At 64.7% G+C, this 15,915-nt stretch carries 16 protein-coding genes and 1 tRNA gene; 8 read left to right on the top strand and 9 right to left on the bottom strand.

Translation table 11 applies throughout. The annotated features are described in order from the left end of the window. The first annotated feature begins 16 nt into the window (after positions 1 to 16). Entirely contained in the window at positions 17 to 802 is a 786-nt protein-coding gene (locus ACNSTU_RS02345) for a TatD family hydrolase (protein WP_290635882.1), read from the top strand. 9 nt (positions 803 to 811) lie between these two features. Here the strand turns inward: ACNSTU_RS02345 and dusA are convergent, their stop codons facing one another. After that, complete coding sequence (gene dusA / locus ACNSTU_RS02340) at positions 812 to 1,768, bottom strand: tRNA dihydrouridine(20/20a) synthase DusA (RefSeq protein WP_418212156.1); 957 nt, start codon at positions 1,766 to 1,768, stop codon at positions 812 to 814. A gap of 158 nt (positions 1,769 to 1,926) precedes the next feature. Here dusA and ACNSTU_RS02335 point away from each other — a divergent pair, with 158 nt between their 5' ends. From ACNSTU_RS02335 to ACNSTU_RS02325, 3 genes are all read left to right on the top strand, one after another. Further along, on the top strand, positions 1,927 to 2,190 hold the full coding sequence (locus ACNSTU_RS02335; protein WP_290635886.1) for a glutaredoxin family protein: 264 nt from the start codon (positions 1,927 to 1,929) through the stop codon (positions 2,188 to 2,190). Positions 2,191 to 2,202: 12 nt separating this feature from the next. Continuing rightward, positions 2,203 to 2,784, top strand: coding sequence for a L,D-transpeptidase family protein (locus ACNSTU_RS02330; RefSeq protein ID WP_290635888.1), 582 nt, complete (start codon positions 2,203 to 2,205; stop codon positions 2,782 to 2,784). 249 nt (positions 2,785 to 3,033) lie between these two features. Then, positions 3,034 to 3,324 (top strand): Lpp/OprI family alanine-zipper lipoprotein, encoded by a 291-nt coding sequence (locus tag ACNSTU_RS02325; RefSeq protein ID WP_290635890.1) that lies wholly within the window; start codon positions 3,034 to 3,036, stop codon positions 3,322 to 3,324. A 91-nt stretch (positions 3,325 to 3,415) separates the two neighbouring features. Here the strand turns inward: ACNSTU_RS02325 and ACNSTU_RS02320 are convergent, their stop codons facing one another. Beyond that, the gene (locus tag ACNSTU_RS02320; RefSeq protein ID WP_290635892.1) at positions 3,416 to 4,471 is read right to left on the bottom strand and encodes a L,D-transpeptidase family protein; all 1,056 of its coding nucleotides are present in this window, start codon (positions 4,469 to 4,471) and stop codon (positions 3,416 to 3,418) included. 109 nt (positions 4,472 to 4,580) lie between these two features. Here ACNSTU_RS02320 and ACNSTU_RS02315 point away from each other — a divergent pair, with 109 nt between their 5' ends. Continuing rightward, positions 4,581 to 5,456, top strand: coding sequence for a fumarylacetoacetate hydrolase family protein (locus ACNSTU_RS02315; protein ID WP_290635894.1), 876 nt, complete (start codon positions 4,581 to 4,583; stop codon positions 5,454 to 5,456). On the opposite strand, the gene ACNSTU_RS02310 is transcribed toward ACNSTU_RS02315, so the two are convergent. Beyond that, positions 5,449 to 6,111, bottom strand: coding sequence for a CoA pyrophosphatase (locus ACNSTU_RS02310; protein WP_418212047.1), 663 nt, complete (start codon positions 6,109 to 6,111; stop codon positions 5,449 to 5,451). The two genes, ACNSTU_RS02315 and ACNSTU_RS02310, sit on opposite strands and share 8 nt — an antisense overlap. 327 nt (positions 6,112 to 6,438) lie before the next feature. Here ACNSTU_RS02310 and ACNSTU_RS02305 point away from each other — a divergent pair, with 327 nt between their 5' ends. Further along, a complete protein-coding gene (locus tag ACNSTU_RS02305) occupies positions 6,439 to 8,703 on the top strand; it encodes a S8 family serine peptidase (RefSeq protein WP_290636822.1) in 2,265 nt (754 codons plus the stop codon). A 5-nt stretch (positions 8,704 to 8,708) separates the two neighbouring features. Here ACNSTU_RS02305 and ACNSTU_RS02300 read toward each other — a convergent pair whose 3' ends face one another. The 6 genes from ACNSTU_RS02300 to ACNSTU_RS02275 form a co-directional block, all read right to left on the bottom strand. Further along, positions 8,709 to 9,752 carry a nucleotidyltransferase family protein gene (locus tag ACNSTU_RS02300; protein ID WP_290635900.1) on the bottom strand — a complete coding sequence of 348 codons (1,044 nt, stop codon included), beginning with the start codon at positions 9,750 to 9,752 and terminating at the stop codon, positions 8,709 to 8,711. A 52-nt stretch (positions 9,753 to 9,804) separates the two neighbouring features. Beyond that, a complete protein-coding gene (locus ACNSTU_RS02295; RefSeq protein ID WP_290635902.1) occupies positions 9,805 to 10,740 on the bottom strand; it encodes an HprK-related kinase A in 936 nt (311 codons plus the stop codon). Continuing rightward, a complete protein-coding gene (locus ACNSTU_RS02290; RefSeq protein WP_290635904.1) occupies positions 10,725 to 11,000 on the bottom strand; it encodes a hypothetical protein in 276 nt (91 codons plus the stop codon). The genes ACNSTU_RS02295 and ACNSTU_RS02290 overlap by 16 nt, the downstream gene beginning before the upstream one ends. A 27-nt stretch (positions 11,001 to 11,027) precedes the next feature. Further along, positions 11,028 to 11,552, bottom strand: a complete 525-nt coding sequence (locus ACNSTU_RS02285) for a hypothetical protein (protein ID WP_418212046.1) — start codon at positions 11,550 to 11,552, stop codon at positions 11,028 to 11,030. A 542-nt stretch (positions 11,553 to 12,094) separates the two neighbouring features. Continuing rightward, positions 12,095 to 12,182 (bottom strand) — tRNA-Ser (locus tag ACNSTU_RS02280). A 49-nt stretch (positions 12,183 to 12,231) separates the two neighbouring features. Beyond that, positions 12,232 to 13,290, bottom strand: a complete 1,059-nt coding sequence (locus ACNSTU_RS02275; RefSeq protein ID WP_290635908.1) for a quinone-dependent dihydroorotate dehydrogenase — start codon at positions 13,288 to 13,290, stop codon at positions 12,232 to 12,234. Between the two features lie 196 nt (positions 13,291 to 13,486). Between ACNSTU_RS02275 and ACNSTU_RS02270 the strand changes: the two genes are divergently transcribed. After that, entirely contained in the window at positions 13,487 to 15,199 is a 1,713-nt protein-coding gene (locus ACNSTU_RS02270; RefSeq protein ID WP_290635910.1) for a vWA domain-containing protein, read from the top strand. After that, positions 15,196 to 15,849, top strand: coding sequence for a hypothetical protein (locus ACNSTU_RS02265; RefSeq protein WP_290636820.1), 654 nt, complete (start codon positions 15,196 to 15,198; stop codon positions 15,847 to 15,849). Before ACNSTU_RS02270 ends, ACNSTU_RS02265 begins: the two co-directional genes overlap by 4 nt. The last annotated feature ends 66 nt before the right edge of the window (positions 15,850 to 15,915 follow it).

The following is a 15,915-nucleotide window of genomic DNA, read 5'->3' as shown; positions in this document are numbered from 1 at the left end:
CCGCAGGGACTGTTTCATGAGCCTCATCGACATCGGCGTCAACCTCACCAGCGACGCCTTCAAGGCCGATCGGGACGACGTCATCGCCCGCGCCCGTGAGGCGGGCGTGGAGACCCTCATCGTCACCGGCACGAGCGTCCGGGAGAGCGAGAAGGCCGAGGCGCTGAGCCGCGACCACCCCGGCGTGCTGTACGCCACGACCGGCGTTCACCCTCACGGCGCAAGGGCCTACAACCAGGAAACCGGCGCCACCCTGCGTGCGCTGGCGGATTCACCGGGTGTAGTTGCCATCGGCGAGACCGGACTTGATTTCAACCGCGACTTCTCGCCCCGCCCCGCTCAGGAGACAGCGTTTGCGCGGCAGCTCGAACTGGCGGCCGAACTGGGGCTGCCGGTGTTCATCCATCAACGCGACGCCCACGACCGCCTGCTCGCGATTCTCGCCGAGTACCGCGACCACCTCGTCGATGCCGTTGTTCACTGTTTCACCGATACCCGCCAGGCGCTGTGGGATTACCTGGACATGGACCTGCACATCGGCATCACCGGCTGGCTGTGCGACGAGCGCCGCGGGCGGGAGCTGCAGCAGATCGTGAGTGATATTCCGGCGGAGCGACTCATGGTCGAAACCGACGCACCCTACCTGGCGCCCAGGGATCTGCGCCCGAAGCCGGAAAAGGGGCGGAATGAGCCAGCGTTTCTCCCGCACATTGCGGCCGCCGTCGCGCACCATCGCGGGGAATCCGTCGATGTCGTGAGCGAGACCACCACGGCGAATGCGCGGCGCTTCTTCCGTCTGTAGCGCGGACCATCACCCCGCGACGCGATTGCCACCATCCTGCACCCGGGCGGCAGCCGACTCGAGGACTTCCGGTCCGGCGCCCGGGAGATGGGCATTCTCGCTGATGTAGCGACGCCATGCCCGCGCTCCGGGCACCCCCTGGAACAGCCCGAGCACGTGGCGGCTCATGGCGTTGAGCGGAGCGCCTTGGCGCATCTGCTCCTCCACGAACGGCAGATAGGCGTCAAGCACGTCCCGGCGTGACCGGGGCGCCAGGGCATCGCCGAACACCCGCCGATCCGCCTCGGCCAGCATGTACGGGTTGTGGTAGGCCTCACGACCGATCATGACGCCATCCACCCGCTGCAGATGCTCGCAGGCGGCATCCAGTGTGGTCACGCCACCGTTGATGGCGATCTCGAGCTCGGGAAAAGCCGCCTTCAACCGATACACACGGTCGTAGTCCAGCGCCGGGATCTCGCGGTTCTGTTTCGGGCTCAACCCCTGCAGCCACGCCTTGCGGGCATGAATGGCAAAACTGCGGCAACCGCGCTCGGCCACGGCCCCGACAAAATCGCGCAGGAACGCCCAGGAATCCATGTGGTCGATGCCGATGCGGGTTTTCACGGTCACCGGCAAGGGGGAGGCGTCGGCCATGGCCGCCACGCAGCCGCCGACCCGATCCTGCTCGGCCATCAGGCAGGCGCCGAAGCGCCCCGACTGCACCCGGTCACTGGGGCAACCGACGTTCAGGTTCACTTCGTCGTAACCGTAACGGTGTGCCCAGCGCGCACACTCGGCCAGCTCCCGGGGCTCAGAGCCGCCGAACTGGATCGCCACGGGATGCTCGCGCGGGTCGAACGCCAGGAACAGGTCGACGCGGCCGTGCACGATGGCGGCGGCCGGCACCATTTCGGTGTAGAGCAGCGTCCGCCGGGTCACGAGCCGCAGCAGGTACCGTGCGTAACGGTCGGTACAGTCCATCATCGGCGCGACACTGAGTCGCCGATCAAGTGCGGCCGGCGCCTGCGTCTGGTCTGCTGGCTGGGTCGACATGGCCATGGATCCGTATTCCCGCCAGGGGCCGGTCGCTGCTATGGTTAGAGCGCCCCACCTCGGGCATGTACCTCGAAATCAGGAATCGCATGGTAGACGAACATCAGCAACAGAGCCACCGTCCGCCCTTCGTGCTCTACGGCACGCTTGGCTGCCATCTGTGTGAGGATGCCGCCAGGCTGTTGTTCGACGTATTACCTGTGGACGGCGTCACGGTCGAAGAGATCGACATTGCCCATGATGAAGCCCTGATGGCTCAATACGGCGAACGGATTCCGGTTCTACGACAGCGTCGCGACGGGCGCGAACTCGACTGGCCGTTCTCCGCGGATGACGTACTGGCACTCGACTAGGTACCTGGATCAATGACCCGGCTGCTCACTGCTCTGCTTCTCATTTTCACTTCGGCCACTGTCAGCGCCAGCGACGCCTGGGTTCTGGTGGACACCCAGCGCCAGGAGATCCGGGTGTTCGAAGACGGATACGAAGTCCTCCACCTCCCGCGTATTGCCATTGGCCGCGGCGGCGTGTCGGAACTGCGCCAGCGTGGCGACCGCACCACGCCACTGGGTGAGTTCCGTGTGGCCTGGATCAACGAGGATAGCGATTTCCACCTCTTCTTCGGGCTGGATTTCCCCCATTTCAGTCACGCCCGGATGGCCTACAATCAGGGTTTGATGGAACAGGAAGAGTATTTCTCGGTCATCGACGCCGTGCGTGACCGCAGATTACCTCCTCAGCGCACGTCAGTGGGCGGGCACATCGGCATACACGGCATCGGCGATGGCGATCGTAATCTACATAACCGCGCCAACTGGACCCAAGGGTGCGTGGCCGTCACGAACGACGAAATGGACGAACTGGCCGGGTTCGTGGATGTGGGTACCCGCGTCGTCATTACCGCTGAAGAAGACATCACCGCACTGCTCTCCTCCTACGACCGTTGACGACCAGCGACAGCGGAATCATGGGCATGTCGCCGATACGCAACACCGCGCATGGTCTATACACCACTGTTAGGATTACTTCTGAGGGTAGCGTTATGGTTTCACCCTCTATTTTGGTTGTACGTAGTGTGTCAGATAGTGATCCGGCCATAGCGCCGTTTGTTTATTTAACGTCGCAATGGCTCTAGAATGACCAGCGATTGCCGTTCAAGCTGTTCGGCAAGACAACAACGCGAAAGGAGTTAAAAGATGTCGCACAGCCTTAAATCTCTGCTGAAGCTCTCCGCGCTTGGCCTCTCCATGGGCGTGCTCGTCGGTTGCGCCGCCCAGGGTGACGACGCCGAGACCCGCCAGATGGTCGAAGATGCCCAGGCCCAGGCCAGCGAAGCGCTGGACGTGGCTAACGAGGCTCGCGAGACTGCTCTGGAAGCCGAAGGCACTGCCAAGGCTGCCGAGTACAAGGCCAACCGTAACGAAGAGCGGATCGAAGAGCTCGACGAGAAGATCGACCGTATGTTCGAAGAGTCCATGCAGAAGTAACTGGCACGTCTTCCCCGAAAACCCCGCCAATGGCGGGGTTTTTTTATGTGCATCGTTCCGGTCGGGAGGGTTCCGTACAGCGCCCGGCCCGCTAGTCCGCTTGCGCCAGATCTTCCCTGACCGGCTCACGGGTGATCGATTTCGGGCGCCCGCTGGCTTCCGCGGCCACTTCCTTGAGGCGCGGGTAATCCACCCGAGCGGCACGTTCCCGGAGCCGTTCTGCGACGACTTCCACCACCGGCGTTACACCCTTCTGCGCCAGCTCGTCCTCATCTTCATCCAGTCCAGGGTAGGCCTGCAGATACAGATCGCCTTCCTCGGACCAGCCGGCCTTGAAAGGCTGGTTCAGGATACGAACATTGGTGCCGCGACCGATGCGATAGACGATGGATTCGATGTCTTCGGGAAACATGCGGATACAGCCGTGCGTCGCGCGCATGCCGACACCGGCCGGCCGATTGGTGCCGTGGATGAAATAGCCCGGAACATCCAGCCCGATGGCATAACGCCCGAGCGGGTTGTCCGGCCCCGGATCGACGCGCCGGGGTAATGCCCGCCCTTCCGACTCCGCGCGTTCACGAACGGAGTCGGGCGGGAACCAGGCGGGATCTTCCAGGCGCAGGGTCACTTCCGTCTCGCCGATGGGTGTTGACCAGTCCATGCGCCCGATGCTGATGGGATAGGTCTCCACCACCCGCTTGCCGTCGGCATCGGGCTCCGGATAGTAGTACATGCGCATTTCCGGCAGATTGACCACGATTCCTTCACGCGGACCGGGCGGCAGCACGAATCGCGTGGGTATCGTCACCGGCGTGCCCTCGCCCGGCAGCCAGATGTCCACGCCGGGGTTCGCGCGGCGAATCTCCTGGTAGCCAACACCATGCTGCCGAGCGATGCTGAGCAGCGTGTCCTCCTGCCGGGCCATAACGGTCCGCACCTCACCGACCACGTCAACATCGGCATCCGGCAGCTCGTAGACATTCCTGTCGTTGGAGATCCGCTCGGCGTCTTCCTCTTCACGCCCGGCATCCCTCTCGTCCACGGAGTCACCTTCTAGCGTGTCATCGGCGGAGACGGCGGGACCGCCCAGAAACGAGCAGAAAATCAACGCGACCAGCCAGTGACTCGGGGCGCGGTCAGAGAGCATGCATTTCTCCATGACATTTCATACGTTTGGCTGCGGCAACCCACAGCAAATCCAGCGTCCAGTATACTCCGTGACGAAAGCCAGAGCACAACCCGGGAGCATAGTCCCTATGCAGTATGTATCAGTTCATGACGGTATTTCCGAGCGCTGGGGCATTTTCAGTGGTGATTCCGTTCTCCTGGCGCCACGGAATCAAGACTGGTCAGTCAACCTTCTCGCGTTCATTCGCGGCGATGCGGCCGCCCGTCAGCGGCAAACCGATCAGCTACAGGCCGGTCTCGGCGAAGTCTGGCGCAAGGAGGACGTTCAGCTCATCGCACCACTTCCCCGCCCGCCGCGTAACGTAATGTGCCTCGGCCTGAATTACGCCGACCACGCGGCGGAATCCCAGCGTGCCAAGGGGCAGGAACTCCAGCGGGCGGATCACCCGGTGGTCTTCACCAAGGCCACCAGCAGTGTCACCGGCCCGTACACGGACATCCCCCTGGACAACTCACTGACCACACAGCTCGACTGGGAGGTTGAGCTGGGCGTGGTCATCGGCGCTGGCGGGCGCAACATCCCCGAGGAACAGGCTCTGGAGCACGTCTTCGGTTACACCGTGGTCAACGACCTCTCGGCGCGGGATCTGCAGTTCCGCCACAAGCAGTTCTTCCTGGGCAAGAGCCTGGACGGCAGCTGTCCCATGGGCCCGGTCATCACGGACGAGATCACGGATCCGCATGCCCTTGCACTGTGGTGCGACGTCAACGACGAACGGCAACAGGAGGGCACAACGGCCGATCAGCTGTTCCGGATCCCGGAGGCCATCGCCATCCTCTCCCGCGTGATGACCCTGGAGCCCGGTGACATCATCGCCACCGGCACGCCCAGCGGCGTGGGCTTTGCCCAGGACCCTCCACGCTACCTGCAGCCCGGAGACATCGTGGAGTGCGGCGTCCAGGGCGTCGGAGTGATCCGTAACCGGATCGTCGCGGCTACCTGACCTGCTGCGTGACCGGCGCCATGGTATCCGCAAACACGTCGGGCGCACCGGCGTGCAGACGCTGGTAGAGCTCGCGCAGAATCGCAGCGGTGGCTCCCCAGATGTAGTAGTCGCCATAGGGCATGGCATGCAGCCGGTAGGTTTCGCCGTCCACCTCCACGTGATGGGGCTGGTGGTTGGCCGGATCGAGAAAGAACGCCAGCGGCACCTCGAAGATCTCCGCAACCTCACTCGGCTCTGCACGCAGCCGGCCGGGGTTGTGCACGTGCCCGACGAACGGATGGATCATGAAGCCGCTGATCGTGGGATAACGCGGCAGCCTGCCGAGCACATGGACGCCGCTGGACAGCAGTCCGATCTCTTCGTGGCACTCCCGCAGCGCCGCGGCCACGGGCGTGGCGTCACCGGGGTCGACACGGCCGCCGGGGAAGCTGATCTGACCGGCATGCTTGGTCAACGCCTCGCTGCGCCGCGTGAGAATGACCTGCAACCCGCCGCGGCGCTCCACCAGCGGCACCAGCACGGCCGCGTCCCGCAGACCCGAGGTATCCACCGGGAATCCTGGCCGATGGATGTCGTCGATATCGCGCAGACAGGTGGAGATCGCCGTGCAGAAGCGTTGCGAGTCAGTCATGTAATCCTTGATGATGGCCATCGTCCTCAACCCACAGCGTACCGCCCCTGACACCTCTGAACGGTGATGCAGTTCCGCACTCACCGCGCACCGGCGCTATTATGACTGGTTATTGTCAGCCCTCCTCCGACCGCCTGGCAAACGGCGCACTCTGGCGACACCTGCTGTTGGTGCGCTAGCGCACAGACGGTTCGCACGTCCTTGCTCAAATTCGAGACTACGGGCATGGAACTGCGCGAGTACAACAAGCGGCGGTGCCAGGCCCCGGGGATGTAACGCTGTTGATAGCCCGGCCCGTCCGGCCGTGCAGGTTCCCGGCGGACCGCCAGTTGCGGAAGGCATGTGCCCATGACAACGCCCTGCTCGCTGCGCTTCGCCCTGCCCCTTGCCCTCGCGACTCTCGCCCTCGCCGCGTGCTCCTCCAGTGGTGGCGGGTCCCGCTCCCTGCCCGGATTCGAAGGTGACGATGGGCATTTGCGGCACATCAACGTGGTCCCTCGATCCCGGCTGCACGACGAGACGGTGGTAGAGCCCGGTAACTACGGCGAGGGCCAGACCATCGCCGTTCTGAGTACCGACCTTGGGAGAGATCACCGGGAGTTCAAGTCGGGGAACGGCTCACGCTCCCGCGTGCACGAAGAGTCGCGATACCTTTATGAAGACGGTGGCGCTTTCCTGGCCGGCATAGCAGAAGAGGATGCGGTCAATCCGGCCAACGCCGTGGCAAGCCTCGCGGCGGGCCGACAATTCGGAGTGGCCCGCGACGCTGACATCCTTGGCGTCGGCGTGGTCCAACCGGATGGCTACGACCAGCGGGGCGGCGCCTTCGATCTCACCATCAAGCCGGAAGACATGCTTGACGGCATCAAGCATGCGACAGAACACCATGCAGACATCCTCGCCATCCACACCGTTGTTACGGATACAGACGAAGCCGGGGATCTTGGTCGCGCGATTCGTGACGCCAAGAGGATCGCGGTCGTCCCTGTCCCCAGTCGGGATGAACTCCGCGGCAACAGCGTTGATGCGACCCGTCACTTCGACGAGACCACTCTCAAGAACCTGCTGATCGTCGGCGATGTGGCCCGCAACAACCGCCGACCGTCCAACGCCGACGTGCCGCCCACGGCTGCTGCACGCGACCGCTTTCTTGTCGCCCCGGGGGTCGCCGTGCCGGGAGCGTTGGGCAATGGCAGTGACAGCGCCCGATACTCCGGCTCGTTCGCCGCCATGGGACTGGTGGCCGGTTCGGCAGCGGTACTGAACAGTTATCACGAGAAAGTGACCGGAGTAGAAGCTTCACCTGAAAAGGTAACTAACCGGTTGCTGGAAACCGCGGACCGGTCGTTTTCAAGGTACGACCCTGCCACCCACGGGCGTGGCCTCCTCGACGTCCGCGCTGCGCTGACGGAGGTGCAAGGCACCACCACTGCCGCCGGCATGCAGCACCATTCCCTGCCCGCGTCGCAGACACAGCTCGGCGCCGCGTTCGGGGACGCACTGAGCGACGAGCCGGCGCTCGCCCGAGTGCTGGCGGTCGACTCCGGTGACTGGCCGTTCCTGCTGGATCTGCGCGGCCGCGTGCGCAGCCACGAGTCGTGGGCCCTCGACCGGCACATGGACCGGCTCGCGAACATGGGCTGGCGCCATGGCGAGGAGACGCCCTACGGCGGTTACCAGATCACCACCGGGCAGTCGTCGGGGTTTTCGCCAGACAGCTACCAGCGCGGCTACGACTCCATGAGCGTGTGGATGGACACCGGCCCGTGGACGGTCTCGCTGCAGAGCCACGCCGACCCGTATCTCGCCACGGCCTATTCGGCGCTGCCGGAGCTGGACGGTGTGCGCCTCATGGGTGGCGCGCCGGGCGCGGCGCACATGGCAAGCTGGCGCGAGGCGACAGGCGCTTCTCTCGCCTGGGCCCCGAACCCGAAACTGACGCTGGGCAGCCAGGTCTGGACCGGACACGACGGCGACACCCCCTACCGCCACATCGACGACAACCCCCGCGTACACCGGGCGGAACTCATGGCAGCGATCCGCCCCGTCACGGATGTGCTGATCGGAGTCGACGTCGCCCAGCAGAACCAGTCCGAAGGGCTGCTCGGAGGGTATGGAAGCGCCGCGCTGCAACCGGGCACGGGCTCGACCACCACGGCCACCGGTGCAACGATCCAGTGGCGGGCCGCGGAGCCACTGACACTCTTCTCCCGCTACGAACATGGCTGGACCGACGTGGACGACACCAACGGGCTGATCAGCGGTTTCGACCGCCTGCAGACACGCTCTACCGCACTGGGTGCAATCTGGCAGGACCGCACCGACACCCGCTGGGGATTCGTCTACAGTGAGCCCCTGCGGGTGCGCTCCGGCAACGTGGATCTGGCCATCCCCCACGGCTTCGACGGCAACGGCGGCGTGCGCTTCGCGGAACACACGGTGCGCGCCGACCCCAGTGGCCGGGAACAGAACTTCGAGCTGTTCATGGATCGCCCCCTCCCCCGCCATCACAGCGCGCTGCGCCTGAACGTGATGTATCAGCTGGAACCAGGCCACGTGGCTGACGCCGCGCCCGCCTGGGCCGCCGCCGGTGGTTACCAGCTGCGTTTTTAGAGGCCTCAGGGCCGCGACGAGGCCCCATCGCCGAAGAGGGGAACGACCACGCCCTTCCGGAACGCATGGCGCGCCAAAAGTGGCAGCGGCATTCGCAGCCAGTGACCGCGCAGGAAAATCGCCATGGCGGCAGAATTCCTGCCGATGCCGCCACGCGCCTCGGGCACCTGCGGCACCAGCAGCCGGCCGTAACAGGCATCCAGCATTGCCAGCCCCGCCGTTGACGGCGCGTCGGCCACCAACCCATCGCCACAGCCCCGGGGAATGGGTGTGCCCAGCATCCGCTGACAGTAACGCAGGGCAAGCCACAGCGGTGCACCAAGTTCCAGTTCGCGCGCACGCCCCGGGAGCGCCTCCCAGAACGCCGCGTCACCACCGAAATGGCGCAATAGCGCATCCAGATCCAGGAGGTCGCGCAAGCCGTTGGGAATCTCGCCATCCACGAACAGATGGGTCGCGCTGTGGATGACCATATCCTCCGGCGCGAGAACCGCCAGTCCTGGATGACCGGGTACACTACGCGACGCCGAGACCAGCGCGTCCGCGTCCGGCCTGAACCGTGCGGTCTCCGGCAGGATCGTGTGATGGACGTCCAGCGTCGAGCCGCGCTGGGGGTGGCGTAATGGCGGGAGCTCGTGCATCCACTCCCGGTAGTAGCGCTGGTCGTAGACACCGTGATGGGTCCCAAGCCACCCGGCGCGGTTCAGGCGCCTCTCCACGGCGTCCAGCGCGGCGCGGGGCACGAGGAGATCAATATCCGAGAACTGGCGTCCGCAGGCGGGCGGCAGCCCGGCCAGGGCGTATGCTGCGCCCTTCAGCAGTACGACCCGTGGTGCCACACTCGCAAGTACGTCAACGAGGTAGTCCACCTCACGGATTACCGCGCGCCGCTGCGCCTCCGCCGCCAGCCAGGCCGAGTGCAGATGGGCCGCCGGCGCTGCAGGCACCGCCCCAAGTTCACCCGCCCGCCACAGCGTCCAGTACAAACGCCCCAGCAATCCCGACTCCCGCCCTGCGGCGATCACGTGCTCCCAGTCAGTCAGTGGCATCGCGCGCACAGTCGCGGGTGACCGCACGAGCGCCACGAGACTTGCGCCAGCGTTATAAGGGCGGGGACGTCTGCGCATCGATCTTCCGAATCAGCCCATGACCTTCATCCAGCGTACCGTAATGAACATGATAGGCCGGCACGCGCCGCACGACCGAGGAAAGTAGCCGAAACGCACACTCGCCCAGCACCTGATAGTTGAAGCTCTGATTCACGAGCGCCAGGAAGGTATCAGCGGGGTGTGCCTCTTCCAGCTCGGCCCGGGCGCCGGCGCGATAATGCGGAAAAACCACGCCTGCAATGTGCCCCGGCAGATCCGCCTGCTGCACGCTGCGCGCGTTGGGCCGAAGATGGGCAACCTGGCCCTTGGACGTGTCGTTCACCACCTCTCCCAGGGTCGCCGGGGGGAAATCGCGCCGGATGACGTGAATGGCGGCATTCTTGAGGCCCAGGGGTCGCGGAAACGGCTTCACGGTCTCGGTATCCAAGTCCAGGAGCACCAGCTCGTCTGTCAGCAGGCGCCACCCCGAAAACATGAGGGCGGCCACCAGCGTACTTTTGCCGCTGCCCGACGCGCCCGGGAAAAGGTACGTACGGCCATCCCGCTCGGCGGCGGCGGCATGCAGTACCAGATAGCGATGGAGATGCGACGACACACACCAGTTCACCCCCCACTCCAGCATTGCCATGGCATGGTGACGCGGCAGCGGCTGAAATGGGGCGGTGCGGCCAAGGTAAAACTGCGCCTGGGGGCGCAGCCAGCGCCGTGGCCCAGGCGGTCCATCCACGCGGACGCGGAAGTCCGCGAACGCGTCCGGCTCCAGCAGCGGATAGTCGGAGTAGAGCGTGTGAATGCCCCGCGCCACGGCGCTCAGGGACGAGAACACACGCAGCCCCAGAGTCCCGGCCCGCACGCCCAGCCCCGGGCCGCGGAGCACGCGCCTCAAGGCACCGATTGACAGCGTGGAGACAGTCAATGGCGTGGACATTGTTCGATGATCCCCGCCTGCGAGAGCCCCGTCAGCACCTGCAGCAGCTCGCGCTCGCCCGGCGGCAAGTGACCGTCCGGCCAGGCACCTGCGACGTCATGCACGCCGAGCGGCACGCCGGCACGCTCTACAAGCACGCTCAGCGCCACACCGGCTTCTGGCGAGAGCAGGTGAGTACTTTCCTCGTCACGGAGAAATACCAGGAGCCGGTCTCCGGCCCAGGCGGTCACGAGGGCCTCCGGCACGACGCGGTAGTTCAAGGGCCGCCCTCGTATGACTGTCCGCGGCTAAATCCGCGTGTCGCCTTCGTAGTTTCTGGCGTCGAGCACGCACACCTGGTTGTTGGCCTCCGCCAGCTCAGCGCTGAGCGACTGCAACTCGCCGAGGTCGCCCTGTTGATCGGCGAATGCTGACATGCCCTGCAGCGAGCTGATTCGCGACTGACCGGTGATCACGCCGCTGCCACCGCCGTCTGACTGCTGCCCATGACGGGAACCACCGGACCCTTCCGCCGCGCCAAGATAGGCCCCGTATGCACGGTGAAACGCGTCGACGATATCGTCGCGATGTACCATCGAACCATTCACGCTGTAGCCGGATGCAATAACCGGATGTGACGCATTCAGGTAAGCCGCCGCAGTCTGGTACACGCACTCCTGCATGGCCGACTCTGTACTCAGGTCCATCATGCCCAGGCCGACGTTGCCGGAGACTGCATCAGCCATGGATACGGCTGCCCACCGCGACAGCTCGTCCGGGCCCAGGATCTCATCGAGGCGGAAAACGCGGGCAAAACTGGCGCTTGGGCTCACGCCCGTCTCCTGCCACGCCTGGTTCCATTCCACGTCCCCCACCCGCCGGACGCTCCCATCACCTCGCCAGAACGCGGCGGAACAACCCAGTGCGCAGGTTTCCCAGCCGGGATTCAGGGAGGAATTGGCGGAGGCGACCGAGGACGCCGTGCAATTGACATTTGCCCAGACAGGTCGGTGAGCCAGGGTCATGACCACCGGTACGCCACCGACGAGCCCCTGGGTCAGTCGTCGCCTGCGGCGATCAACCTTTTCGGTTTCAGCCGGATTTGGCCGGCCATTCTCGAGATCCGACTCCTTTGGCTCCTTAGCATCCATGGGCTACCCCCTCTCTCGGTACTGCAGCCAATGTGCACTCTCCGTTTGCCGGCGAAAACCGGGACGATGTGACCGTCCGGATCCAAATCGTTTTCGCCAACCAGTTCACACTTCCCGAGAATGTGCGTCGGTGAGCACGTACGTCTGTGCGCCACCGCACAGACAGCGCAGCAAGACAGACAGGGGGGGAATCAGCCGTGCCTTCGGCACCGCTTAACTGAAAATGGCGGAGAGGGTGGGATTCGAACCCACGGACCCTTGCGGGTCAACGGTTTTCAAGACCGCCGCTTTCGGCCGCTCAGCCACCTCTCCGCGGAACCGGTATTGTCTCCATTCAGCCCGCCGAGGGCAAACCGGCCCTTCAGTACGCGTCACTCACCACAGGTGAGATGCTTGTCTCCGCGGCATGAATCCGCCGAATCGTCTCGGCAACCATACCGGGGCCCTGATAGATCAGGCCGGTGTACAACTGCACCAGGCTTGCACCGGCATGGAGTTTACGCAGCGCGTCAGCACCGGAGGCCACACCCCCCACCCCGATGATCGGTAACTGCCCCCGGAGGTGATCGCTGAGCAGCCGGACCACGTCTGTGGAGCGCTCCATCAGCGGTCGCCCACTCAACCCTCCGGCTTCATCACCATGCCGGTGACTCGCCGTTGCCCCGGGCCGTTCCAGAGTCGTATTGGTGGCGGCCACACCATCCAGGCGATGGCGCACCAGCGCGTCCGCCATGGCCAGCAACTGTTCATCGGCCATGTCCGGTGAGATCTTGACCACCAGCGGGACGTAACGATCCCACGCCACGCTGAGCCGAAGCTGCTCGGCCTTCAGGCCGCCCAGCAGATCGTCCAGCAAACTGCCGTGCTGGAGGTCGCGCAGACCGGGGGTGTTGGGCGACGATACGTTGATGGTGATGTAATCGGCATGTGGGTACACGCGGGTCATGCAGGCCAGGTAATCATCAAGCGCCTGCTCCACGGGGGTATCCCGGTTCTTGCCGATGTTGACGCCAAGCACGCCCTTGTAGGTGGAACGGCGCAGTCGACCGACCAGATAATCGACACCCTTGTTGTTGAAACCAAGCCGGTTGATCAGGGCGCGTTCTTCCGGCAGCCGGAATAGACGGGGCCTGGGATTACCTTCCTGCGGGCGAGGCGTGACCGTACCCACCTCAATGAACCCGAACCCCAGGGAACCGAGCGCATTGATGGCATCGCCGTTCTTGTCGAGACCTGCAGCCAGGCCAACCGGATTGCTGAACTGCAGCCCGAACACCCGCTGCTCAAGGGTCGGCACCACGCCGGCAATCAATCGGTTCAACCCCAGCGCGTGTGTGGCCCGCACACCGGAGAGAGCCACGGAATGGGCGCGTTCGGCATCGAGTTGGAACAGTAGACGGCGCAGCAACCGGTAACTCATATCACGATCCTGTCGGGGCGCCAGCGGCGCCGTGTCGGATTCTGCCCGACTGCCAGGCAGCCGCGCACATCGCATGGATTTTCGGTCAGAATCGAACGCCGGGCAACCGAGCCCGCCATGCACCTCTCAAGCCCCGGGCTGCGCCGCCGATACCCCTGTTCGAGCAATCCATGCGCCTGCACCGGAGAGACGAATCTTGTACCGGCTGTCATTCATCATCATTGCCCTGATGCTCCTGCCCATGCCCTGGGCCCCCGCACTCGCCGACCAGGCTCCGCAGGTCCGTTTGCTGATGGACGTCTCGGCGAGCATGCAACGCACCGACCCCCACGATCTCCGCCGGCCGGCCATGCGACTCGCAGCGGAGCTGCTTCCGGACGGCACTGACGCCGGGGTCTGGGCGTTCGCACATGATGTCGACGTCATGCTGCCCGTCTCGTCGGTTGATGACACGTGGCGTGAGAACGGTCTTGCCGCGGCCGACTTGATTCACTCCCGCGGCCAGGCAACCGACATCGGCGCGGCTCTGGAGGCAGCCGCGGACACGTGGATGGAAAGCCCTGCGGCCGACGACCAGTCGCGGCACATCGTGTTGTTCACGGACGGCCACGTGAATGTCTCCATCGACGACGACGAGGATGCCGCCGAACGCCGCCGCATCATTGATGAGCTGATGCCGGCGCTGAACGACCGGGACATCACTGTTCACACCATCGGCCTGTCCGACGAGATCGACCACGAACTGCTGGAGCTGCTCGCGGAGGGCACTGGCGGCCGGATGGCGGTAACGGAGGACGCGGATCGACTGGAGCGGGTCTTTCTCCGCCTGTTCGAACAGGTCGCTCCCCGTGATTCGGTGCCGCTGGCCGACAATACGTTCATGATCGACGATTCCGTCTCCGAGATGACGGTACTCGCGTTCCGGGAAACGGAGGGCGACCCGGTAGAGCTGCAAATGCCGGACGGCGACACACTGGAGGCCACCATGGCCGATGGTGATGGGCTGCGATGGCGCTCGGAAGCCCACCATGACCTGATTACCATGGACGCTCCCCCGAGTGGCGAGTGGGGGCTACTGGGGGCGGAAGACCCGGACAACCGGGTGATGATCGTCACCGATCTGCAGCTGCACATGGAGCCCCTGCCCCCCTACACCATCGCCGGCGAACCACTGGATCTTGCCGGCCATCTCACCGAGGGCGATGCGCCCATCAACGACGATGATTTTCTGGGGGTAACCGGCTTCCAGGTTGAGGCAGGCGATGCAGGCACCCTGGATCTGCCGCGCGTTGATGGTGCCGCGCTGCACCGCCGCGCCCACTCCCCGGAGCCGGGTACGCAGCATTTTACGCTGACGGCTTCGTCCGAGACGTTCGCGCGGGAAGTCCGGCAGCAAGTGGACGTGGTGGACACGCCACTGATCATGAGCCGCAGCGAACTGTCCGATGACCCTGATCTGGAGCGGAAACTGCGTATCAGCCCGGTATCCGACGCCGTGGACACCGATGCGCTGGAGGTCGAGATCACCGTTGAGGCGGATGATCGCGACGCGAAAGTCGTGCGATACGCTGAGCCCGACGACGACGGCGAATGGCGGATCGCTCTGGACAGCCTCGACCCCTACCTGGATTTCCAGATCACGGTGGAGGCGGTTGGCGAAATGGTCGACGGGCGAGATTTCCGCGCCACGGTCAAGACATTCGACAGCGACGGACTCGGCGAGGATGCGCGCGGGGCGGACCCGCACTGGGGCCTGCTCGGCGGCCTGCTGTTTACGCTGAACGTCATTCTCTTCGGCATCATCGGGCTGGTCTTCTACATCCTCCAGGGGCGCCGCCGGCAGCCACCTCACCTGGGCGGCCCGGATGAAGGCACCGGAACTTCAGAAACTGCATCGGAGAAGGCATGAGTGGCAGCGAACTACTTCTGGTGATCATTCTGGGTGAACTCGTCCTTATCGTTGGACTCATCCTGCTCCTCACCATGTTCATGGGTGGCAGGCGTCGCGCGCGGGATAAGCGCGCCGCAGAGAACCTGGCCCAGAGCGTCCGCAGCACGGAAAGAACCCGCGACAAGCGGCTGCGGCATCTTCTGGAAGAGCGCTACGGCTACGCCGGTGAGGAGCTGGAAGCGCAGGTCAACCGACTGCTGGAGGCGGAGAAGCAGTTCTACTCGCGCTTTCTCGACCTCTATCTGAACCGGGACCCCCAGTCCGCCGAGCGGGTTCACCAGTACCTGCAGGACGTCATCCGCCCGTACACGGAGATGGAGCCGGCGGTGGAGCCCGATACCAAGGCGTCGGCGATCGCCACACCTGGCGCCGACAGCGCCTCCGATGCCGGCGAAGAGGTATCGGATGGTGATTCCACACCGACTCCCAGTTACGATAAGCGGGACATGCTGGAGGAGATCCAGCTGTACCGGCAGACACTCAACCAGGTGTTCGCCGAATATACGGCGATGTTCGGCATCAAGCAGGACGGCACCCGCGAACTCTCGGCGCAGGAGATCCGGCAGCGCATGGAATCCGGTCAGCTTGCCGGCCCCGAAGAGCAGTAGCGCGGCCCCCTTTCACTCGCGGACTCCAGGGCCACCGTAGACGATGGCAGATCACCATGCAGCGCA

Source organism: Aquisalimonas sp. APHAB1-3, assembly GCF_048323695.1.
Classification (GTDB): domain Bacteria; phylum Pseudomonadota; class Gammaproteobacteria; order Nitrococcales; family Aquisalimonadaceae; genus Aquisalimonas.
Note: the sequence above shows the minus strand (reverse complement) of the source record. Positions and strands in the feature narration are given on the sequence as shown.